Below are 23,225 nucleotides of genomic sequence, written 5' to 3'. Positions count from 1 at the left end.
TTTAGCAGTCAAAAACTGCCCTTGGGTCTGGCTAGATAAAGGATAAAAAATCGAATTAGCATCTATCGCATTAACTGAAAATGAGATAAAAATTAATGCTAATAAATGCATCACACGCAGAATCACAAGTAAGCCTTACAGTAGAAATAATTTAGAGAGAGTTTGAGCGCAGGTGAATACACATCATATTTCGCGCTATTAAATATGCCAGTTAAATTTATACTACTTCAGTAACACAAGATAGGATAACGCAATATTGAAAGGGGAATATTCAAATGGGATCACGCATTCTATCAATGAGCGCTTGGCTCTTAAGTCGAAATTGAGATAAATCTAGCGTACTTAGAGCCATACCATCAGGAAGAGGCACGAGCATCGGATTCACCGGTAAATTATTTTGTCTTAATTCATAATGTAAATGGGGTCCAGTCGTTCGGCCAGAATTACCAGAAAGCGCGATAATGTCGCCTTTACTGATATGTTGACCTTCTTTGACTAGAATTTCACTTAAATGCAAAAACCGAGAGCTATAAATGGGGCCATTTTGGATCACAATATAAAGGCCCGCTAATGGATGTTTCCCCACCCTCACAACTTTACCATCTCCCGTCGACAGAACCGGACTTCCTGTAGGTACAGCGAAATCAGTGCCGTAATGTGGCGCTTCTATATGCGTAACCGGATTGATACGGTATAAATTAAAAGCAGAGCTCACACGATACGAATGTTCCAAAGGAAGGCGGCTCAATGATTTTTGATTACTGGTTCCATTTGGATGATAAAAATGGCCATCAATATTTCGGATCAGCATCCATTCTTGCTTATTATTGCCATAACGAATCGCTTCCACTTGGCCCTTGCCTATTACTTGGGAGCCAACATAATGCTGAGAAATAGCAACCTTATATTTATCACCCAATCGAACTTGATGAGTAATATCTATATCCCAAAATAAAGCTTGGTATATTGTCTGAATTTGCGATTGTGTTAACCCGAGTAATGAAGCTGAATGATAAAAATTACCCGTTACTCTACCCCTGATAATATGAGTTTTCGATTCCCCTTTAATACGTACCGGACGATAAATAAATTGAGCATCGTGCCAGGTATATTGGCTCACCAAATTCGATGTTCGGTATATGGATAACGATTCCATTTTACCCGAAGTATTTAATTGCCATTCAACCACTTGACCGTTTTTTAATTGTAAAGCCGTCGCGTTGGTTTTAATAAGGTCAAGCAAGTCATTAGCGGCTAAACCATATAGATCAAATAAGGTTTTCAGACTCTCGCCATAAGTGACAACATGAGTGTACGTTACTGTCTTATCTTGTGGTTGGAACTTGCTATCCTCGCCCAAAAAAGCAGGGTCATCCCTAGCGATGACTGCATCATAAGGCTCACTTTGATCTTGCTTGTTATTACGACTCTGGTCAGATGCAGGAAACAAGCCAAGCCAGAATACAGTGATGAATACGATAACGGCTAATCCACTCAAAAAGAAACAACACCGCCGGATAAGGCGATGTTGCTTATATCGATTAAGTGAGTGGCGATCTAACAAAGATAAACCCTAACGTGTAAGACAAGTTGAGAAACTATGCCCTAAATCTTGTAGGAAGGTAAAGTATGAACCTTGTTCAATAGGATAATCGGTTGCTAAAGGATCTAACGACCCATGCTTCACATTTGTCCCACGAGTAACAGACTCGATTACCGCCGGGGTAAATTGAGGCTCTGAGAAAACACAGTATGCTTTGTCCGATTGTAATGCCGTTCTAATCGTAATTAAGGTTTTTGCGCCTGGACGGCGATCCGGCGAAACCGTAAAATGACCTAGGTTATTCAGGCCAAAATAATTTTCATAGTAGCTATATGCATCATGAAAAACATAATAACCATGACTTTTCACTGGTGCTAACTCTTGCTTAATCTCTAAAATCGTAGCAGATAGATGGGAAACAAATGCTTGATAGTTTTTCTCATATTCCGCCTGATGTTTAGGGTCAATAGTAATTAATTTATCACTGATGACTTTTGCCATCTGCTGTGCTTGATCTGGACCAAGCCATAAATGCGGATTGTAATTACCGTGGTGGTGGTGACCGTCATCATGGCTGTGATCATTATGCGCAGCATGATCATGATCGGCATGGCTTGCATGCTCATCATGTGACTTATGTTCATGATCCCCTTCTTCACCATAAGTTAGCTTGATAATATCTGGTGATTGATCAAGTTGTAACGTGTTGGTATTGCCCTCTAATGCACTTTCAAGAAAAGACTCTAAGCCCGGTCCAACCCATATAAATAAATCGGCATCCTTTATTTTCCTCATATCTGAAGGACGTAAAGCGTAATCATGTGGTGAAGCATTAGAGCTAAGTAACACCTGTGTATCCGTGACTCCTAGCGTGATCTCCTGCGTAATTAATTGCAATGGCTTGATCGATGTCATCACCGATAGCTTAGCCTCTTGACTCATAACCTGAGCCGAAGACAGCAATAAAGCCACCGAAATGATCAGTTTCATCCATTTATTTCCCATATTTTGGTGCATTAACCTTCTCCATTGTATAAATTACCCTTCCTAATGTGAGAGATAATCTAAGCGATCTGAATAATAAAAGTGAGCATTGGTAAATCTCGACAGCAATGTTACTATATAACATAACAATTATTCAAGTTGGTTTGAGCATGTTCGATTTAATTCATTTACAAGACGTCACAGTGAAGTTTCACGATAAGGATGTGTTGAGTAATATTAATTTAACCGTCAAAAAGGGGCAGATTACAACATTAATTGGCCCAAATGGCGCGGGTAAATCGACTTTAGTTAAAGTGATGCTTGGTCTACATAAAGCCTATTCTGGCACAATGTCGAGAATGAAAAACCTACGTATTGGGTATGTGCCTCAAAAGCTTAAACTCAATGATAGCTTACCACTCACTGTCGATCGTTTTTTACGGTTAGCCGGTCGCTATAGTACTCAAGAGCGATTAGAGTCTTTACGTTTAGTTGGCGCTGAAAATTTAGCGTTAAACGATATGCATAAACTTTCTGGCGGTGAGAATCAGCGAGTTTTATTAGCAAGAGCCTTATTACAACGACCTGATTTATTAGTATTAGATGAGCCAGCACAAGGCGTTGATGTTCAAGGTCAAATTGAACTCTATACGCTAATCAATACTATTCGCCAACGATTTGGATGCGCAGTATTCATGGTTTCACATGACTTGCACCTTGTGATGGCGCAAACCGATGAAGTCATCTGCCTACAGCATCATATCTGTTGTTCTGGCGCACCGGAAGCCATCACCAAACACCCTTCTTATATCGCGATGTTTGGCCAAACAGCACAAGATACTTTAGCATTTTATCATCACGAACATCATCACCACCATGACTTATCCGGTGACGCTGTTGAAGGTGACCCGGAAAGTTGTGACCATTCTCATTGCTCGCACAACTCAACACATAACCAAAAGCACGGGCATTAATCTATGTTTGATATTCTTTTTCCTTCCATTATTGCTGGCTTAGGTATTGCTATTATCGCCGGCCCTTTAGGCTCTTTGGTAGTATGGCGTAAGATGGCCTATTTTGGTGATACTTTGGCCCACGCCTCATTACTTGGCTTAGCATTAGGGTTTTTATTCGATGTAAATCTCTATCTTTCTCTTGTCGTTTGCTGCCTTGCTATCGCATTAATTTTAGCCACACTACAGGAACAAAAAGTGGTTGCGACCGATACCTTACTCGGTATTTTAGCACACAGTTCATTGTCCCTAGGTTTGGTTGCAGTAAGCTTTCTAGATAATGTTCGGATTGATTTAATGAGCTATTTATTTGGTGATTTACTGGCGGTCTCGCCTTCTGATTTAATCTTCATCTATCTCGGAGGATTGGTCATTCTCGCTCTCTTAACCTATTTTTGGCGACCTTTATTATCGTCATCAATCAGTGAAGAGCTAGCGGGTGTAGAAGGAGTTAACGTACCTTTAATGCGGGTAGTATTGATGTTGTTAGTCGGTTTAGTGATTGCGGTCGGAATGAAGTTTGTCGGGGCGCTGATTATTACTTCGTTATTAATTATTCCTGCAGCAACCGCGCGTCGTTTTGCACGAACACCAGAACAAATGGCCATTGGAGCATCATGCATTGGTGTGGTTTCGGTCTGCTCTGGCTTAAGTCTTTCTTGGTTTTATGACACACCCGCGGGTCCATCGGTCGTCATTTCAGCAGCGGCTTTATTTATGCTCAGTCAGTTCAAAAAGTCTAACGCATAATCAACTAAAAATGATTGATTAACTCTCATTTCCTGAGTCAATTTTTATTAATCGCCGTAGGATAAAAACAAATTAGCCGGCCTACCAATAGCGTAGTCCGGCTACTACAAGTGGTACTTACCCCATTCGATGGGTTCCGCATAGTTTATTACCGGCTGGATCGCGTAGGTAAGCTAGATACAAATGACCAGCCTCACCATTACGCTCACCTGGAGGCTGTTCACAAGCTGTGCCGCCATTCGCTAAGCCAGCTTCATGCCAAGCCTGCACCAATTCAGGGTTACTAATCGAAAAGCCGAAAGTTGAGCCATTACCATGAGTCGCAACTTCACCATTAATAGGCTTAGTTAGAATAAATACACCAGTAGGCGTCATATAAATACAGCGCTCACCACGAATAACCCCTGGCTCATATCCCAATGTCTCTAAAATTGCATCATAAAATTTCTTTGACGCTTCAATATCATTGGCACCAAGCATAATGTGACTGAACATAAGTGAATCCTTTGTTATGAATAATTAGAGCTCCACTTTAACCAGTCTTAAAAACAAAGCAAATAAAAAGGCCATCCGAAGATGACCTTATATTTATGACTTTACATGAAATAAATTCACTTACCAACCAGTCACTTCTTTCAATGCTTCACCGATCTCAGCAAGAGACTTCGTGGTTTTAACGCCAGCAGCTTCAAGTGCTGCAAATTTATCTTCAGCAGTACCTTTACCGCCAGAGATAATTGCGCCAGCATGACCCATACGCTTACCAGCAGGAGCAGTAACACCTGCAATATAAGAAACGACTGGTTTTGTCACATGCGCTTTGATATAGGCAGCAGCTTCTTCTTCTGCTGTCCCACCGATTTCACCAATCATTACGATTGCTTCTGTCGCTGGATCGTTTTGGAACATTTCCAATACGTCGATGAAGTTAGTTCCTGGGATTGGATCTCCACCGATGCCAACACAAGTTGACTGCCCAAAGCCTGCATCTGTCGTTTGCTTAACCGCTTCGTACGTTAATGTACCAGAACGAGAAACAATACCAACGCGGCCAGGTTTATGAATATGGCCAGGCATGATGCCAATTTTACATTCTCCAGGAGTGATCACTCCTGGGCAGTTAGGCCCGATCATGCGAACACCTGTTTCTTCAAGCTTCACTTTGACATCTAGCATATCCAGTGTTGGTATACCTTCAGTAATAGTAACAATAAGCTCGATACCGGCATCAATGGCTTCTAAAATTGCATCTTTACAAAATGCAGCCGGTACATAGATAACTGTTGCCGTTGCACCAGTCACTTCAACCGCTTCACGTACTGTATTAAATACAGGAAGGCCAAGATGAGTAGTTCCGCCTTTACCAGGAGAAACACCACCGACCATCTGTGTGCCGTAATCAATTGCTTGCTCTGAGTGGAATGTACCTTGACCGCCAGTAAAACCTTGGCAAATAACTTTAGTATATTTATTAATTAGAACAGACATTATTTGCCCTCCGCCGCTTTAACTACTTGAACTGCTGCATCTTTCAGAGATGTCGCAGCAATGATATCTAAACCTGATTTTGCTAGAACTTCACGGCCTAGCTCAGCATTTGTCCCTTCAAGGCGAACCACGACAGGCACTTCAACACCCACTTCTTTTACTGCTCCAATAATACCTTCTGCAATCATGTCACAACGCACGATGCCACCAAAAATATTCACAAGAACCGCTTTGACATTTTCATCAGAAAGAATGATTTTAAATGCTTCAGCAACGCGCTCTTTAGTTGCGCCGCCGCCCACATCAAGGAAGTTAGCAGGTTTACCACCATGCAGATTAACAATATCCATGGTTCCCATTGCAAGACCGGCACCATTGACCATACACCCAACGTTACCATCTAGAGCTACATAGTTTAATTCGTATTGTGCGGCATGTGCCTCACGCTCATCTTCTTGAGATGAGTCATGCATATCGCGCAGTTTAGGTTGACGGTACATTGCATTCGAATCGATGGTGATCTTTCCATCAAGACACAATAAATCGCCAGCACCCGTAACCACAAGTGGGTTAATTTCTAAAAGCGCTAAATCGTATTGTGAAAACATCTTACCAAGCCCCATGAAAATCTGGGTAAATTGCTTGATTTGATTACCTTTAAGGCCAAGTTTAAACGCGAGTTCACGACCTTGATAAGCTTGTGGGCCAACAAGTGGATCGATGCTCGCTTTATGGATCAGCTCTGGCGTTTCTTCTGCCACTTTCTCAATTTCCACACCACCTTCTGTTGATGCCATGAAAACAATGCGACGTGAACCACGATCAACTACCGCACCAAGATATAATTCATTGGCAATGTCTGAAGCTTCTTCTACCAAGATTTTAGTGACCGGTTGGCCTTTTGCATCTGTTTGATAAGTGACTAGGTTTTTACCTAACCACTTCTGTGCAAACTCTTTAACGCCATCTTTAGTGTCGTGTAGTTCAACACCACCAGCTTTACCGCGTCCGCCAGCGTGAACCTGACATTTTACAACTTTCTTAGCCGTCGTAATACGACCAGCAGCTTCATAAGCTTCAAGTGGAGTGTTGCAAGCAAAACCTTCTGGTACTGGCAATCCGAATTCAGCAAACAATTGTTTAGCTTGATATTCATGCAAATTCATAGTGTGACTTCCGTTTGTTTATCCGTTAGGGATTATTATTTCCATTAGCATTTACACTAAAATGCTACGTCGTAGGTGTACTTTCGATGTTACATATCTGATATGGGAATCGACCAAGTTTAAATTTTCATTAAAAATTACCACTTGGTCGATATCAGATTCGCTTATACGTCGAGTAATAAGCGAGCTGGATCTTCCAGCAATTCTTTAATCGTCACTAAAAAGCCTACTGATTCACGACCATCAATTAAACGATGATCATAAGACAGTGCTAAATACATCATTGGCAATATTTCAACTTTTCCATTAACCGCCATTGGACGATCTTGAATTTTATGCATGCCTAAAATAGCCGCTTGTGGCGGGTTAATAATAGGGGTAGACATCAATGAACCAAACACGCCACCATTTGTGATAGTGAAGTTACCGCCCATTAGGTCTTCAACTTGAAGCTTCCCATCTCGGCCTTTAATTGCTAACTCTTTGATGCCTTTTTCAATGTCTGCAAAACCAAGTAAATCACAATCCTTTAAGACTGGTGTTACAAGACCACGTGGAGTAGATACTGCCATACTGATATCAAAATAATTATGATAAACAATATCATCACCATCAATTGATGCATTTACTTCAGGGTAACGCTTCAGAGCTTCAGTTACCGCTTTAACGTAAAAAGACATAAAACCAAGACGAGTATCATGACGCTTTTCAAACTGTTCTTTATACTGAGCACGAAGATCCATGATAGGTTTCATGTTCACTTCGTTGAATGTTGTCAGCATTGCAGTGCTGTTTTTCGCTTCCAACAAACGTTTAGCTACTGTTTTACGTAAGCGAGTCATTGGTACACGTTTCTGAGTGCGCGCTGCCGCCGGTGCCTCTATTGGTGCACTTTCTTTTGCTGTTGATTTTGAAGCTTTCGCAAGGTGCGCATCAATATCTTCACGCGTAATACGACCACCAACACCGCTTCCCTTCACTTGAGATGCTTCCAAGTTATGTTCCGCCATTAAACGACGAACGGCCGGGCTAAGTGCATCACTGGTTTCTTCTGATAACGTCGCAGTGTGGCGTTTATCCGGAGAAGATTGAGTTGATTCTGTTTTATCTTTGGTTGGTTCACCAGCCACTGCTCCAGGTTTTAGCTTCGCAAGCAGTTGTTTAGAAAGCACCGTCGCACCTTCTACTTCAATGATCGCTTCTAATACGCCGTCTTCTGGTGCTGGTACTTCTAAAATTACTTTATCTGTTTCGATTTCAACTAAGATATCGTCACGAGAAACTGCATCGCCTGGCTGTTTGTGCCATGTCGCTACCGTTGCATCGGCAACTGATTCAGGTAGGTCTGGAACAAGAATTTCAATTGTCATAATCTGTCTTATCCTTTTGAGCTGGTGTAGTGTTAGCCTGCTATTTAGCGAGCGCTAACACTCAATTATTCGTTCAGTCAGTGGCAAACAACACCACTGACAATCACCGTTAAAAATCAAGCACTACTTAAAAGCTAGCTAAACTAAAAATCTAAGTTTAATGAATCTTCGACTAAAGCTTTTTGCTGCTTCAAGTGAACAGACATGTAGCCAACTGCAGGTGAAGCCGAAGCTGGACGACCTGCATATTTCAAGGTTGCGCCATCAGGCAAAGCAAAACGCATATTATGTTGACTGCTGTACCATGCACCTTGGTTTTGCGGCTCTTCTTGACACCATACAAAATCTTCTACATTGGTATATTTTTCAATCGCCTGACTTACTTCCTCATATGGGAATGGGTAAAGCTGTTCAACACGCACAATTGCTACATCGCCTTGCTCGTTTTTACGGCGTTGTTCAAGTAAGTCGAAATAAACTTTCCCTGAACATAAAACCACACGTTTCACCTTGCTTGCTTCAAGATCATCAATCTCAGGAATTGCAGACTGGAATGTTCCTTGAGACAGCTCTTCTAAAGTCGAAGTACACAGAGGATGACGCAATAACGATTTAGGTGACATGACAATCAATGGACGACGCATAGGACGAACCACTTGGCGACGAATCATGTGATAAACCTGAGCCGGAGTCGATGGCACCACTACTTGCATGTTTTGCTCGGCACAAAGTTGTAAGTAACGCTCTAGACGTGCAGAAGAATGCTCAGGGCCTTGACCTTCATAACCATGTGGAAGCAGAAGTGTTAAGCCACATAATCGGCCCCACTTTTGTTCTCCTGAAGAAATAAATTGATCAACAACCACTTGTGCACCATTGGCAAAATCACCAAATTGAGCTTCCCAAATAGTTAACCCACCAGGCTCAGCTGTTGCATAACCATATTCAAATGCTAATACTGCTTCTTCAGATAACACAGAGTCAAACACTTGGAATGGACCTTGGTGAGTATGAATATTCGATAATGGTATATAAGTGCTAGCATCTTCTTGATTGTGCAATACTGCATGACGATGAAAGAAAGTACCGCGACCAGAGTCTTGACCAGAAAAGCGAATACGCTTACCGTCATCAACAATCGTTGCATAAGCCAATGTTTCAGCCATACCCCAATCAAGTGCTTTTTCACCATCCGCCATGGATTGACGATCGGTATAAATTTTATTCACACGACTTTGTAATTGATGACTCTCTGGATACTGGCAAACTTTATTAGCCAGTTCCACTAGACGAGCATGGTCAAATAAATTTGCCCACTCTTCATTCCATTCATGATTGATATAAGGTGACCAATCCACTGAATGCAGCGCCATTGGGCGAAACTCTTTAACTACCACTTCACCGCGATCCAAAGCATCACGATACTCGTTCACCATTTGAGTTGCGGTTTCAAGCTCAATATCTTTACGATCAACCAAGATATCCGCATAAATTTTACGTGGTGTTGGGTGTTTCTTGATTTTTTGATACATCAAAGGTTGAGTTGCATTTGGTTCATCAGCTTCATTATGGCCATGGCGGCGGTAACAAACTAAATCAATCACAACATCACGCTTGAACGTATTACGGTAATCCAATGCGATTCGGGTCACAAAGGCCACCGCTTCTGGATCATCGGAATTAACGTGGAAAATCGGAGCCTGTACCATTTTCGCAATATCAGTACAGTACATGGTTGAACGTGTATCTCGTGGATTTGAAGTAGTAAAACCTACTTGGTTATTCACAACGATACGAACCGTTCCGCCAACTTCAAAGCCACGAGCTTGAGACATGTTAAATGTTTCAGCTACTACGCCTTGACCAGCAATAGCAGAATCACCATGAATGGTAATCGGCAATACTTTCCCGCCATCTTTATCGTTTAAACGATCTTGACGAGCACGCACGGAACCAATAACCACTGGGTTAACAATTTCAAGATGAGATGGATTGAAAGCCAACGCTAGATGTACATCACCGCCTGGTGTTGCGAAATCAGCGGAAAAACCTTGATGGTATTTTACATCGCCCGTACCCCATGATTCACCATGTTTACCTGCGAACTCATCAAATAAGTCTTGTGGTTTTTTACCCAACACGTTAATCAACATGTTCAAGCGACCACGGTGCGCCATACCAATAACCACTTCGCGCATGCCCTGAGTACCAGCTTGACGAACCAATTCTTTGATCATTGGAATTAAGGCATCACCACCTTCCAAGGAGAAACGTTTCGCGCCAGGGAATTTCGCGCCTAAATAACGCTCAAGCCCTTCTGCTGCAGTTAACTCATCAAGAAATGTGGTTTTTTCTTCTAACGTAAAGTTCCCTTCACCAATCACTGATTCTAAACGGTCTTGGATCCAGCGTTTCTCTTCTGTGTTGGTGATGTGCATATACTCAGCACCGATTGAACCACAGTAGATTTTGTTGAGAGCTTGGAGGATATCTTTAAGCGCCATGGTGTCTTGCCTGACGGCAAAAGACCCCACATTAAATGACTCATCAAAGTCATCTTGGGAGAGATTATGAAAGGCAGGATCCAGTTCAGCAACTGATTCACGCTTCCAAATATTGAGAGGATCAAGGTTCGCAGCTTGGTGCCCACGGAAACGGTAAGCATTGATAAGTTGCAGAACTTTTACTTGTTTTACATCGACATCAGGATCACTAACTTGGACATTGTAATGCTTCGTTTCTTTCGCGAGCCGTCTGAAGTAATCACGAACACGTGAATGGGGTTGCTCCCCTTCTGAAGCTTGCGTAGGCAATTCTTCAAACACATGTTTCCATTCATCACTGACCAGATCGGGGTCACTAAGATACAATTCGTAGAGATCTTCTACGTAAGTTGCATTGGCGCCAGCCAAGTGTGAAGACTCGAGCCATGCCTTCATCACGCCGTTGTGCATATTTTCCCTTAACCTTTTATGGTTTTTTTATGCTTTGGCCTTTTCTGTTATTTAGCATTTACTGTCAATCAGCATACGCCTAATACCAGTTTTAGCCTTTGGAATAGCCGGCCCGAAGACCGACTGCAAACTCAATTTATTTTACTCAATAAAGAGCATTTACACTGAACGATTTATCAACATTGATTTAATGTGGCCAATCGCTTTTGTAGGGTTTAAACCTTTAGGACAAACATTGACACAGTTCATGATTTCATGGCAACGAAAAACGCTAAATGCATCGTCAAGATTTGACAGACGTTCATCTGTTGCGGTATCTCGGCTATCAATTAACCAACGATACGCGGCCAATAAACCTGCTGGTCCAATAAATTTGTCTGGGTTCCACCAAAAAGATGGGCACGCCGTAGTACAACACGCACACATAATACAATCATATAAACCATCAAGATGTGCACGGTCTTCTGGTGATTGTAAATGTTCTCGAGCAGGTGGTAATTCACCATCATTGATCAAATACGGTTTCACTTTCGCGTAATTATCATAGAACTGAGTCATATCAACAATCAAATCACGAACAACCGGCAAACCAGGTAATGGACGAATAATAACCTTACCCTTACCAAGTACTGCTGACAATGGTGTAATGCACGCTAAGCCGTTCTTACCATTCATATTTACGCCATCTGAGCCACAGACTCCTTCACGGCATGAACGGCGAAACGATATCGTGGCATCCTGCTCTTTTAACAAAATAAGAGCATCCAATACCATCATGTCAGAGCCTTCTTCCACGTCCAACGTATAGTCTTTCATGTAAGGCTTATTATCGACATCTGGGTTATAGCGATACAGAGAGAAAATTACCTTCATTGTTCTTTACTCCCTTAGTAAACACGAGCTTTGGGTGGAAAGGCTTCACGCAACACAGGTTGCATATTCACATCACGTTTTGACATCGCTTCGGTGACCGGATTATAAATTGAATGACACAACCAATTCGCATCATCACGGTCAGGGAAATCAAAGCGAGCATGTGCGCCTCGACTTTCAGTACGATAATTTGCTGCCACTGCTGTCGCAAAAGCCGTTTCCATCAAATTATCTAACTCCAAGCATTCAATACGTTGAGTATTAAATTCAGTCGACTTATCTGATAGATAAGCATTCTTTAAACGCTCGCGGAGTATTTTCAGTTCTTCTAGGCCTTTCGCCATTGCATCACCTTCACGGAATACCGAGAAGTTATTTTGCATGCAACTTTGCAAATCTTTACGAATTTGAACCGGATCTTCACCACCAGTGCTATTTTCCCAACGCTGGTAACGAGCAAGAGAGGCTTCAATATCTGCATTTGTTGCAGGCTTAGCTTCCTCTTGTGCTGCCAGTGTTTCACCGAGGTGAAGGCCTGTTGCACGACCAAACACGACTAAATCAAGCAGAGAGTTTCCGCCTAAACGATTCGCACCATGTACAGAGACCGAAGCAATTTCACCACAAGCAAATAAACCCTGAACTTCAACATCGCTACCATCAGCATCTTGTTTAATCGCTTGTCCTGAAACCTGAGTTGGCACTCCGCCCATCATATAGTGACAGGTTGGAATAACTGGAATAGGATCTTTCACTGGATCGACATGAGCAAAAGTACGAGATAACTCAAGGATCCCAGGCAGACGAGCATCCAAGACTTCTTTGCCTAAATGATCGAGTTTCAGTTTAATATGTGGCCCCCAAGGACCATCGCAACCACGGCCTTCTCGGATTTCGATCATCATCGAACGTGCAACCACATCACGACCTGCGAGATCTTTCGCATTCGGTGCGTAACGCTCCATAAAGCGCTCACCATCTTTATTAAGAAGGTAACCACCTTCTCCGCGACAACCTTCCGTCACTAACACACCAGCGCCAGCGATACCTGTTGGGTGAAACTGCCACATTTCAATATCTTGCATTGGAACGCCAGCACGTAGAGCCATACCAACACCATCACCAGTATTAATGTGAGCATTGGTTGTTGATTGATAAATACGGCCAGCACCACCAGTTGCTAAAATAGTTGCTTTCGCTTTGAAGTAACAAATTTCACCTGTTTCCATACAAAGCGCAGTGGTCCCTAAAACAGCACCATCTTCATTTTTAACCAAATCAAGTGCATACCACTCAGAGAAAATTGTGGTTTTATGCTTAATATTTTGTTGATAAAGCGTATGAAGTAATGCATGCCCTGTGCGGTCAGCTGCAGCCGCAGTACGAGCAGCCTGTTCGCCACCAAAGTCTTTAGATTGGCCGCCAAATGGGCGTTGGTAAATAGAACCATCTTCAAAACGAGAAAACGGTAAGCCCATCTTCTCTAGCTCAATCACTGATTCTGGGCCATTTTTACACATATATTCAATGGCATTTTGGTCCCCAATGTAGTCCGAACCTTTAACGGTGTCGTACATATGCCACTGCCAATCATCTTTATGTGAGTTGCCTAAAGCAACAGTAATGCCACCTTGAGCGGATACAGTATGAGAACGCGTTGGAAAGACTTTTGACAACAAAGCACAAGACAGGCCTTGCTCTGATATTTGTAAGGCAGCGCGCATACCTGCACCACCTGCGCCGATGACAACGGCATCGAATTCACGAACAGGAATAGACACTTAGATACCCCACAAAATAAATAGGCCAGAGAAGAAATAAGCCGATAACGCCACGATTACCGCAAATTGAATAACAGCTCGCAATTTAGCTGGTTTAATATAATCGGTAAGAACTTGCCACAAGCCAATCCACGCATGAATAAGAATTGCGACCAAAGCAATCATGGTAAATACTTTCGTAAAAGTACTGCCAAAAAAAGCATTCCAACTCAAATAATTAATTTCACCACCAAACGCCAAAAAACCGACCATATACAAGGTATATAAAGTCAGAATAATGCCTGATGCGCGAATAAGAAGGTAGTCATGAACGCCATTACGCCCAACAGAAGAAATTGACTTTACCATACTAAAACCCCCGCAAGTACTGACAACACGACAGCAATACCCATGACAAATTTTGCGCTCAATGTGCCGCTTTCAAGCTCTTCAAAATAATTCATATCCATAAGTAAGTGACGAATGCCACCCGCGATATGATAAGACAAAGCGGTCAAGATGCCCCATAAGATAAATTTAACGAAAAATCCATCGACTAGATTAGCAGCCTGTGTAAAACCGGCAGGAGAAGACAGGGAAATGGCAAGTAACCATAATAAAATCCCAACTGCTACAAACATAATGACACCAGAAACACGGTGCAAAATAGAAGCAATTGCAGTAATAGGGAATTGTATTGTTTGTAAATCAAGGTTTATTGGTCTGGACTTTTTTTCTTTCACAAGTGTGCTCACTCAGCTCCATTTAGAGCATTTATAGTTATCGACATAGATCAGTAAAACGCCTTAAAGTAGTAATTAATTAACAACTTTTTTCATAAACTCCCAAAATATTTATGAAATCGTCGAAAACCACACTTTCAAATCATCAAGGAATCATCTCCAAACCCTTGATAACATAAGGAGTCAACTGAAATTTTCATCTCTACTATACGACTGGTAACACATGATTTCAATTAATGTAACAAAATATGCTACATAGAACATATTTTTAACTTTTTCCATGTAAAAAATGAAAACTAACACACAAATTTGAGTAGAAAAATTGACTTTAAACCCGAATCTAAGTACAAAAACCTCACACAAATATCCTGGATGGATAAAATAAACAAAGGAGAATGTCATGGCGGATAAGAAAGCGACCCTTCATATCGAAGGCCAAGCACCTATTGAACTCCCAATTTTAACTGGAACAGAAGGTCCAGATGTTATTGATGTGCGTAAACTAGGTGCTAGTGGGTATTTCACTTTTGACCCAGGTTTTCTTGCTACAGCGTCTTGTGAATCTCAAATCACTTATATTGATGGTGGTAAAGGGATTCTTCTGCATCGAGGGTTTCCAATTGATCAGCTTGCTAATAATGCTGACTATTTGGAAGTCTGTTACATTTTGCTTTACGGTGAAGCCCCAACTCATACTGAATACAAAAAATTCAAAAAAATAGTTGCCGATCACACAATGGTTCACGAACAACTGGCGAGTTTTTTCCATGGTTTTCGTCGTGATGCCCACCCAATGGCGGTTATGTGTGGCGTAGTAGGTGCTCTAGCTGCTTTTTATCATGATGCGCTTGATGTCAATAATGAGACTCATCGTGAAATCACGGCTTTCCGTCTTCTCTCTAAAATGCCAACATTGGCTTCTATGTGTTACAAGTACTCGATTGGACAGCCGTTCATCTACCCTCGTAATGACTTAGACTATGCAAGTAACTTCCTGCATATGATGTTTGCAAACCCTTGCGAAGAATATGTAGTCAATCCTATTGTTTCACGTGCAATGGATAAAATTTTCACTCTCCATGCAGATCATGAACAAAATGCCTCTACCTCAACAGTTCGTTTAGCTGGATCTTCTGGTGCGAACCCATTTGCTTGTATCGCAGCAGGAATAGCATCTCTTTGGGGTCCCGCTCATGGTGGTGCTAACGAAGCCTGCTTACATATGCTAGAAGAGATTGGTAGCGTCGATAAGATTGAAGAATATATTGCTAAAGCGAAAGATAAAGATGATCCATTCCGCTTAATGGGCTTTGGGCATCGTGTTTATAAAAACCACGATCCTCGTGCTACTGTTATGCGTGAAGCTTGCCATGATGTGCTGCAAGAACTTAACATCGAAGATCCTTTATTAGATGTTGCAATGGAACTTGAACGTATTGCACTTTCTGATGAGTACTTTATTGAGAAGAAACTGTATCCGAACGTTGATTTCTATTCAGGTATTATCCTAAAAGCGATTGGCATTCCTATCTCAATGTTTACGGTTATCTTTGCTATTTCTCGTACCATCGGCTGGATTGCCCACTGGAATGAGATGCACGTAGATCCAACTAATCGTATTGGTCGTCCTCGTCAGCTTTATACTGGTAAACAACACCGTGAATTCCAACCAATTCACGAAAGAGAATAGTTTTAGCTTCTAGATTCTAGCTTCTAGATTCTAGCTTCTAGCTTCTAGCCCAGGAAAACATAAAAAAGCGAGTCACTTTAAATAAAAGTAGCTCGCTTTCTTGTTTATATAGAAAATATTAAACCGGATTATCAATATCAATAAATTCAACTTTAAGATCATGATGTTGTGATAACCACTCCCCTAATGCTTTAACTCCGTAACGCTCTGTTGCATGGTGGCCTGCTGCAAAATAGTGTATGTCTAATTCGCGAGCAACATAAGTTGTTCTTTCGGAAATTTCACCTGAAATAAAAGCATCTAATCCATAATTTGCCGCCAGTTCTAAATAACCTTGACCGCCGCCAGTACACCAACCAATAGTTTTTATTTTTTTATCAGATAGCGGTGATTCTGGTGGAATATGCAAGGGCACACGCTCCAAAACGGAAGTAATACGGCTAACAAGTTCACTCCCCGTTAAAGCGCTCTCAAACTCACCATGCATAACGACTGATTGTGGATGCCCTTCTAAGCCGCCTAACGTTTTGATGCCCAGCAATGAAGCTAATTGTGCGTTATTGCCAAGTTCAGGATGAATATCAAGAGGCAGATGATAGGCATATAAATTGATGTCATTTTTGATCAAACTGCGAATTCGGGATCCTTTCATACCACGAAGAGATTCAGGTTCTCCTTTCCAAAAATAACCATGATGCACCAAAATAGCATCGGCTTTCTTTGCAATCGCGACATCAATTAATGCTTGTGAGGCTGTAACACCAGTAATAATAACGGATACTTCTGGTTTACCCTCCACCTGTAATCCATTAGGACAATAGTCTTTTACCAGCTGTGGTGATAGAGTCTGATTTAAAAGCTGCTCTAGCTGTAAATTATTCATATGAGGTAGCCCTTTGTAATATGGTGATATTTTTTAGGAAAATAGCACTTCGATTTATAACAACGAATAAATCAAAAGACTAAGAACCAAGCAAAGTTAGGATACACGTTACCATGCCAGAAATTAAGCACGAGATCAGCACACAAGAGCAAAACAAACTTTTCAAAAAAATCAGCAACTGGATTGCGCTGACTCCCCCGCTAATCAAACCAGATGATCCACCTTTAGCCGAACTTCCTTTTATCAAAGATCAAACCGCTATACCTATACCTTATTCTGGTAACTCTCGACTTGGTTTTTGGTATCAGCATTTATGCTTACAACATTTTCAAGCTCAGCCTGATTACAACGTCATTGCCGATGAAATACAGCTTAATCACAACGGGCGTACCATAGGAGCTATTGATTTCATTATTGAGCACCTTCCAACTAAAACAATTGAACATTGGGAAGTAGCGATTAAATTTTATTTATTATTTGATGGCTTATGGTACGGGCCAAATAGTAAAGATCGCTTAGATTTAAAGCTCAACCATATGCTGACCCATCAGCTGGCGATGTCCCAGCACGAATGCTTTCAAAACCAGCATCCCGAGTTTGGTACACCTGTCCCAAAGTTGTTATTACAAGGTAGACTTTATATCAACCCTTTCCAGCAACAAATGGTTCCAACAAAAATATTAGATTATGAAATTAATGCTAACCAAATTAACGGATATTGGTGTTTCTATAGCGAATGGCACTTAATCAATGAACCTCTGTATATTTTAAAAAAAGGTCAATGGTTAACAGGAAAGGATGAATCTAACCTAGTGCTAACTGGGCCAAGCGAACAATTTATACATTGCCAAGCAGAGTCTGGTCAGTTTTGGTTTATACTCCCTGATACTTGGCCGCATGGTTAAAATAAAAAAGCTCGATACTTAAGAATCAGTACCAAGCTTTATTTTTATTTTCGTCTTTATGTTTTAATTTTCATTTTTCGGCTCCTGAGCGCAGCAGCCTCAACTCTCTATTTTATTGTTTTTTATAAGCCTGCATTTTTAAACACTTGATTAACGATTTCTTGCGCTTCTTGCTCTATCAACTTCAAATGTTCTTTACCTTTAAAGCTTTCGCAATAGATCTTGTAAATATCTTCCGTACCCGACGGACGAGCAGCAAACCAACCATTCTCAGTGGTTACTTTTAAGCCACCAATTGCAGCGCCATTGCCTTGAGCATGAGTTAAGCGGGCGGTAATCATTTCACCTGCTAATTCATTGGCACTAACCATTTCAGCTGACATGCTCTTCAAGACTTCTTTTTGCGCTACATTGGCGATCGCTTGAATGCGGTTATATTGTGACGCACCATGCTTGGAAGCAAGTTGATTATAATATTGCTGTGGATTCATTCCAGTCACTGCCGTAATTTCAGCAGCAAGTAAACATAAGATAATGCCATCTTTATCGGTTGACCAAGGCGTACCATCTTTACGTAAAAATGAGGCTCCAGCACTTTCTTCACCGCCAAAACCAAAACGACCTTCATAGAGACCATCAACAAACCACTTAAATCCAACCGGTACTTCACATAGTTCGCGGCCTAAATCGGCTACCACACGGTCAATAATCGCACTTGAAACTAAGGTTTTACCCACTTGAACATTTTCGCTCCAGTCTTCGCGGTGACGGAATAAATAATCAATACATACCGCTAAATAATGATTTGGATCCATTAGGCCTTCTGGCGTCACAATACCATGACGATCATAATCCGGATCATTGGCAAAGGCTAAGTCATAATCATCTTTTAACGACAGTAAACTGGCCATTGCATATGGAGAGGAACAGTCCATACGGATCACTCCGTCTCGATCCAAAGTCATAAACTGAAATGAGGGATCAACGGTTTGATTAACGAGAGTCATATCAAGCTGATAAGTATCTGCAATCCGGCGCCAGTACTCAATCCCTGCGCCACCTAATGGATCGATCCCAATTTTTAAGCCTGATTTTTGAATTGCATTCATATCAACAACATTAATTAAATCATCAATGTATGGCTGCACTAAATCTTTTGCTTCGATATTTTGAGTACTATTGGCGAGATCAACACGCTTAACACCTTGCAAGCCATTAGCTATATATTGATTAGCACCATCTTCAATCCGTTGCGTAATTTCGCCTTCAGCTGGCCCCCCGTGACTTGGATTATATTTAATACCACCATCTTGTGGAGGATTATGAGATGGCGTAATGACAATCCCATCGGCTTTATCGGCGTGACTTAAATTATAAGTTAAAATTGCATGAGAAATTCCCGGTGTTGGAGTAAAGCCGTTATCTGCCTGCACAATAATATGTACATCATTGCCGGCTAACACTTCTAACACTGTGCGACAGGCTGGTTCAGATAAAGCATGGGTATCCTTCCCTACAAATAGGGGCCCAGTTAATCCAGCACGGTTGCGCTCGTCCACCACCGCTTGTGCAATAGCCAGTATATGTGTTTGATTAAATGTCGACTTTGATGAGGAGCCTCGGTGGCCTGATGTACCAAATTGAACGCGGTGAGCATCATTTAGTGCTTCTGGTGTAACCATATAATAATCACAGACTAAAGCTGGAATATTAATCAAGTCTTCAGGTAGTGCTTTGGTGCCAGCTCTAGGATGAATAGCCATAAAAAACAATCCTTTAAAGTTTAAATCTAAAACGAAAAAACCTCATAATACGTATTACTAATATTATGAGGTTTCTATTAATTCTATACTCGCGTAAAGCTAGATGGCGTTACAAACTTTTTCAATGACATCAGCTTGAAAGCCCATTTGAGTCATAAGCTGTTGCACCATTTGGCGTTTACGATTGGTATTATTATTGGTAATAACCCAAAACGGTGTGTCTGGAATCGAACGTGGTTTAGTCGTTTTACCACTGGCCAATAAAGTTTGCTCGTTATCGGCAAAATAAACTCGCGTGCGACCTTTTACCTTTGCAGCCTCAGAAAAACTCTCATTTTCAATATGGTAAAGAGAAGATAAAATCAACATAAAGCGATCAATAGCTTTGTCTTTATTTGCAAACTCATCTGAAATGAGTAATGAACGCATGGTTTTTACTTTATCGACAACTTCTACAGCAACAGATGCTTTCTGAGTTTCGCTACCCGTTATTTTTTTAGTAACAACGTTTTGCGATCCTTGCTGATCACCGATTAAAAGTCGACGTAAAATATCTGAGGCACCCTCACCAATATGTTGGGTTTGACTCGCGATATAACGATATAGCTCTTCATCTACTTCAATGGTTTTCATGTGCTTTTAACAATCTCAATCAATTAACTCTGCCGTGATTATACCCTTATCTAGATCGATTCTCTACGCCAATTAAGAACAAGGTATAAGAAAAAGGATCGATTGGATCACTGTATATTAGAATTTAAGCTTCAGAGTCTGACATTATCCGTCTCTTTATTACATAGAAAGTATATCCAAGATGGAAAGTAACACTCGCCTTAATTATTGTACATTTCACTATTACCAACAAAAACAAAATATTATAGTGTATAAACCACACTATCATTAGCTACATAACTTTGATTCTTATTCATCTCAAATAGGTAAGCACATGTCTACTACTTCATCACCTTTACTGCATTGCACCGTGGAGGGTCAAGGTCCATACGTCCTCCTTATCCATGGTTTATTTGGTAGTGCTGATAACTTAGGGGTATTAGCAAGAGATCTACGTACCGATCACACGGTAATAAATATTGATTTACGCAACCACGGTCGATCGTTTCATTCAGAAGTAATGAATTATGACGCTATGGCCTCTGACATCGTACAATTACTGGATCATCTCAATATAGACTCAGTTTCAATTATTGGTCATTCGATGGGAGGCAAAGCCGCAATGAAACTCGCGGCTATAATCCCAAATAAAATTAACCACCTTGCTATTCTTGATATGGCTCCAGTCGCTTACCACCAGCGTAGACACGATAACGTACTTAATGGCTTACAAGCCGTTATCATTCAAAAACCAGCCAATCGTAGAGAAGCACTTTCTATTATGGAAAATCATATTGAGATAGAAGGGGTTCGCCAGTTTTTAGCCAAATCCTTATACTCTACAGATAACCACATGAAATGGCGTTTTAATGTTGAAGCTTTAACCAATCAATATGACAACATTCAAAATTGGATACCTATCAAGCCCTTTGAAAAACCGACATTATTTTTAAAAGGAGCCAATTCTGATTATATTACGGCCGAATATCAAGATGAGATCCGTGTTCAATTTCCGAATAGTAAAGCACATATCATCGCCAACACTGGACATTGGCTACATGCGGAAAAGCCAGCTGAAGTTTTACGTTCAATACGCCGTTTTTTACGAAATAAATGAGATTTAGACGCATTGACAATTAGGGTCGGCTTATCTTTTAATACTAATAATGATATAGTTCAATCATAAATAAGAACCGTGGTGCTACCTATGCTTTATGATCATATAGATACTATCGAATCACTTGGTTTAGACTTCTTTTTTGCTGCACTTTTTTTATTAATTGGTCTGGCTATTAAAGATGTTCTTAAACAAGGTAATGTTCCTGTTTTTGGACGTCGCATTGTATGGTTAGTCCTCTTCTTAGGTTGTGCAGGTTTTGTAGCAAAAGGCCTGATACAAATAAGCTGGGAAGGGACGAGTTTAGGTTAAACCACTTTCTTAATATTCATTTTAAATTTGATAGATACCGGCTTTTCCGGTCATGATAGATAGGTAATATTCTATGGCAAGTGTAGGACTCTTCTTTGGTAGTGATACAGGTAATACTGAAGCTGTTGCAAAAATGATCCAAAAAGAACTGGGTAAGCAACTGGTTCACGTTCAAGATATAGCCAAAAGCAGCAAAGAAGACATTGATAATTTCGATCTATTATTACTAGGCATTCCAACTTGGTACTACGGTGAATCTCAATGTGATTGGGATGACTTTTTTCCAGAGCTAGAAGACATCGATTTTTCAACTAAACTCGTTGCTATCTTTGGCTGTGGCGATCAAGAAGATTACGCTGAATATTTTTGTGATGCTATGGGCACTGTCCGCGATATCGTAGAAGCAAAATCAGGTACTATCATTGGCTACTGGCCAACGGAAGGCTACGAATTTGAAGCCTCTAAAGCGCTCGTTGATGATGATAACTTCATTGGTTTGTGTATTGATGAAGATCGCCAACCTGAATTAACAGATTTCCGAGTAAAAGCGTGGTCAAAACAAATATATGACGAAATGTGCCTTGCGGAACTTGAAGGCTAACTCACTCACGATAAAAATGCGCCTCTACGTTGTAAGGTGCTTTTTAGAATTTTCTGAGTCTATCTACATAATCACAACATAAAACTTAACTCTTTGTACTAGGTAGTTTATTGTTAATGTCGACTCGCATATAGTTGATATATTCATGTCTTCTGTATTACAAGCAGAATCACACAGGAAAGTAGAATGTCCGATAACAATCAAGCATTAAAAGAAGCCGGCCTTAAAGTCACTTTACCTCGTTTAAAAATACTCGAGTTATTACAACAACCAGATTGCCAACATATTAGCGCTGAAGATTTATACAAGAAGCTTATTGATATTGGTGAAGAGATCGGCCTTGCTACTGTGTACCGTGTATTAAACCAATTTGATGATGCAGGCATTGTTACTCGTCACCATTTTGAAGGTGGTAAGTCTGTTTTTGAACTGTCTACTCAAGACCATCACGATCATTTAGTTTGTCTGGATTGCGGTGAAGTAATTGAATTCTCAGATGATATGATTGAAGAGCGTCAAAAAGAAATTGCTACTTTACATAATGTAAAATTAACAAATCACAGCCTATATCTTTATGGACGCAGTGAAAATGGAAGCTGTAAAGGCAACCCAGATGCTCATAAAGTACGCAAATAAATAATCTTTAACCAAATTACTCTCTTAAGCTCAATATAAATAAAACGCACTCATTTGTGAAA

At 40.8% G+C, this 23,225-nt stretch carries 22 protein-coding genes; 8 read left to right on the top strand and 14 right to left on the bottom strand.

Annotation, left to right across the window (positions count from 1 at the left end; all coding sequences use genetic code 11):
* Positions 1-271: 271 nt before the first annotated feature.
* Both FH976_RS12325 and znuA read right to left on the bottom strand, forming a co-directional pair.
* Positions 272-1,498 carry a peptidoglycan DD-metalloendopeptidase family protein gene (locus FH976_RS12325; RefSeq protein ID WP_194091145.1) on the bottom strand — a complete coding sequence of 409 codons (1,227 nt, stop codon included), beginning with the start codon at positions 1,496-1,498 and terminating at the stop codon, positions 272-274.
* 75 nt (positions 1,499-1,573) lie between these two features.
* The gene (gene znuA / locus FH976_RS12320) at positions 1,574-2,560 is read right to left on the bottom strand and encodes a zinc ABC transporter substrate-binding protein ZnuA (RefSeq protein WP_228767432.1); all 987 of its coding nucleotides are present in this window, start codon (positions 2,558-2,560) and stop codon (positions 1,574-1,576) included.
* A gap of 137 nt (positions 2,561-2,697) precedes the next feature.
* Between znuA and znuC the strand changes: the two genes are divergently transcribed.
* The gene (gene znuC, locus FH976_RS12315) at positions 2,698-3,501 is read left to right on the top strand and encodes a zinc ABC transporter ATP-binding protein ZnuC (RefSeq protein ID WP_194091144.1); all 804 of its coding nucleotides are present in this window, start codon (positions 2,698-2,700) and stop codon (positions 3,499-3,501) included.
* A gap of 3 nt (positions 3,502-3,504) precedes the next feature.
* Entirely contained in the window at positions 3,505-4,290 is a 786-nt protein-coding gene (gene znuB / locus FH976_RS12310) for a zinc ABC transporter permease subunit ZnuB (protein WP_194091143.1), read from the top strand.
* A gap of 117 nt (positions 4,291-4,407) precedes the next feature.
* Here the strand turns inward: znuB and FH976_RS12305 are convergent, their stop codons facing one another.
* The 9 genes from FH976_RS12305 to sdhC form a co-directional block, all read right to left on the bottom strand.
* On the bottom strand, positions 4,408-4,785 hold the full coding sequence (locus FH976_RS12305) for a VOC family protein (protein ID WP_194091142.1): 378 nt from the start codon (positions 4,783-4,785) through the stop codon (positions 4,408-4,410).
* 120 nt (positions 4,786-4,905) lie between these two features.
* Positions 4,906-5,778 carry a succinate--CoA ligase subunit alpha gene (gene sucD, locus FH976_RS12300; protein ID WP_194091141.1) on the bottom strand — a complete coding sequence of 291 codons (873 nt, stop codon included), beginning with the start codon at positions 5,776-5,778 and terminating at the stop codon, positions 4,906-4,908.
* Positions 5,778-6,944, bottom strand: coding sequence for an ADP-forming succinate--CoA ligase subunit beta (gene sucC / locus FH976_RS12295; RefSeq protein WP_194091140.1), 1,167 nt, complete (start codon positions 6,942-6,944; stop codon positions 5,778-5,780). The genes sucD and sucC overlap by 1 nt, the downstream gene beginning before the upstream one ends.
* A gap of 164 nt (positions 6,945-7,108) precedes the next feature.
* Positions 7,109-8,314, bottom strand: a complete 1,206-nt coding sequence (odhB, locus tag FH976_RS12290) for a 2-oxoglutarate dehydrogenase complex dihydrolipoyllysine-residue succinyltransferase (protein WP_194091139.1) — start codon at positions 8,312-8,314, stop codon at positions 7,109-7,111.
* A 143-nt stretch (positions 8,315-8,457) separates the two neighbouring features.
* The gene (gene sucA, locus FH976_RS12285; protein ID WP_194091138.1) at positions 8,458-11,268 is read right to left on the bottom strand and encodes a 2-oxoglutarate dehydrogenase E1 component; all 2,811 of its coding nucleotides are present in this window, start codon (positions 11,266-11,268) and stop codon (positions 8,458-8,460) included.
* A 159-nt stretch (positions 11,269-11,427) separates the two neighbouring features.
* Positions 11,428-12,141: a succinate dehydrogenase iron-sulfur subunit gene (locus FH976_RS12280; RefSeq protein ID WP_194091137.1), complete on the bottom strand. Its 714-nt coding sequence runs from the start codon at positions 12,139-12,141 to the stop codon at positions 11,428-11,430.
* 14 nt (positions 12,142-12,155) lie between these two features.
* Complete coding sequence (sdhA, locus tag FH976_RS12275) at positions 12,156-13,922, bottom strand: succinate dehydrogenase flavoprotein subunit (protein ID WP_194091136.1); 1,767 nt, start codon at positions 13,920-13,922, stop codon at positions 12,156-12,158.
* Complete coding sequence (sdhD, locus tag FH976_RS12270) at positions 13,923-14,270, bottom strand: succinate dehydrogenase, hydrophobic membrane anchor protein (protein ID WP_194091135.1); 348 nt, start codon at positions 14,268-14,270, stop codon at positions 13,923-13,925.
* Positions 14,264-14,656, bottom strand: coding sequence for a succinate dehydrogenase cytochrome b556 subunit (gene sdhC / locus FH976_RS12265; RefSeq protein ID WP_194091134.1), 393 nt, complete (start codon positions 14,654-14,656; stop codon positions 14,264-14,266). Before sdhC ends, sdhD begins: the two co-directional genes overlap by 7 nt.
* Before the next feature lie 388 nt (positions 14,657-15,044).
* Here sdhC and FH976_RS12260 point away from each other — a divergent pair, with 388 nt between their 5' ends.
* On the top strand, positions 15,045-16,334 hold the full coding sequence (locus FH976_RS12260; RefSeq protein WP_194091133.1) for a citrate synthase: 1,290 nt from the start codon (positions 15,045-15,047) through the stop codon (positions 16,332-16,334).
* 118 nt (positions 16,335-16,452) lie between these two features.
* Here FH976_RS12260 and FH976_RS12255 read toward each other — a convergent pair whose 3' ends face one another.
* Positions 16,453-17,217: a Nif3-like dinuclear metal center hexameric protein gene (locus FH976_RS12255; RefSeq protein ID WP_194091132.1), complete on the bottom strand. Its 765-nt coding sequence runs from the start codon at positions 17,215-17,217 to the stop codon at positions 16,453-16,455.
* Positions 17,218-17,330: 113 nt separating this feature from the next.
* Between FH976_RS12255 and FH976_RS12250 the strand changes: the two genes are divergently transcribed.
* The gene (locus FH976_RS12250; RefSeq protein ID WP_194091131.1) at positions 17,331-18,122 is read left to right on the top strand and encodes a DUF1853 family protein; all 792 of its coding nucleotides are present in this window, start codon (positions 17,331-17,333) and stop codon (positions 18,120-18,122) included.
* 122 nt (positions 18,123-18,244) lie between these two features.
* On the opposite strand, the gene pgm is transcribed toward FH976_RS12250, so the two are convergent.
* Positions 18,245-19,885 carry a phosphoglucomutase (alpha-D-glucose-1,6-bisphosphate-dependent) gene (pgm, locus tag FH976_RS12245; protein ID WP_194091130.1) on the bottom strand — a complete coding sequence of 547 codons (1,641 nt, stop codon included), beginning with the start codon at positions 19,883-19,885 and terminating at the stop codon, positions 18,245-18,247.
* A gap of 99 nt (positions 19,886-19,984) precedes the next feature.
* Positions 19,985-20,518, bottom strand: coding sequence for a replication initiation negative regulator SeqA (gene seqA, locus FH976_RS12240; protein WP_194091129.1), 534 nt, complete (start codon positions 20,516-20,518; stop codon positions 19,985-19,987).
* A 313-nt stretch (positions 20,519-20,831) separates the two neighbouring features.
* Between seqA and FH976_RS12235 the strand changes: the two genes are divergently transcribed.
* The 4 genes from FH976_RS12235 (at position 20,832) to fcrX (ending at position 23,163) form a co-directional block, all read left to right on the top strand.
* Positions 20,832-21,614: an alpha/beta fold hydrolase gene (locus tag FH976_RS12235; protein WP_194091128.1), complete on the top strand. Its 783-nt coding sequence runs from the start codon at positions 20,832-20,834 to the stop codon at positions 21,612-21,614.
* 90 nt (positions 21,615-21,704) lie between these two features.
* Entirely contained in the window at positions 21,705-21,926 is a 222-nt protein-coding gene (locus tag FH976_RS12230; RefSeq protein WP_194091127.1) for a DUF2788 domain-containing protein, read from the top strand.
* A 73-nt stretch (positions 21,927-21,999) separates the two neighbouring features.
* Complete coding sequence (gene fldA / locus FH976_RS12225; protein ID WP_194091126.1) at positions 22,000-22,527, top strand: flavodoxin FldA; 528 nt, start codon at positions 22,000-22,002, stop codon at positions 22,525-22,527.
* A gap of 186 nt (positions 22,528-22,713) precedes the next feature.
* Entirely contained in the window at positions 22,714-23,163 is a 450-nt protein-coding gene (gene fcrX, locus FH976_RS12220; protein WP_194091125.1) for a ferric iron uptake transcriptional regulator FcrX, read from the top strand.
* Positions 23,164-23,225 lie beyond the last annotated feature (62 nt).

Origin of the sequence: Vibrio hibernica, from assembly GCF_015223435.1 — a bacterium.
Classification (GTDB): domain Bacteria; phylum Pseudomonadota; class Gammaproteobacteria; order Enterobacterales; family Vibrionaceae; genus Vibrio; species Vibrio hibernica.
The sequence above is the reverse complement of the archived record's forward strand: the minus strand, read 5'-3'. Positions and strand labels throughout refer to the sequence as shown.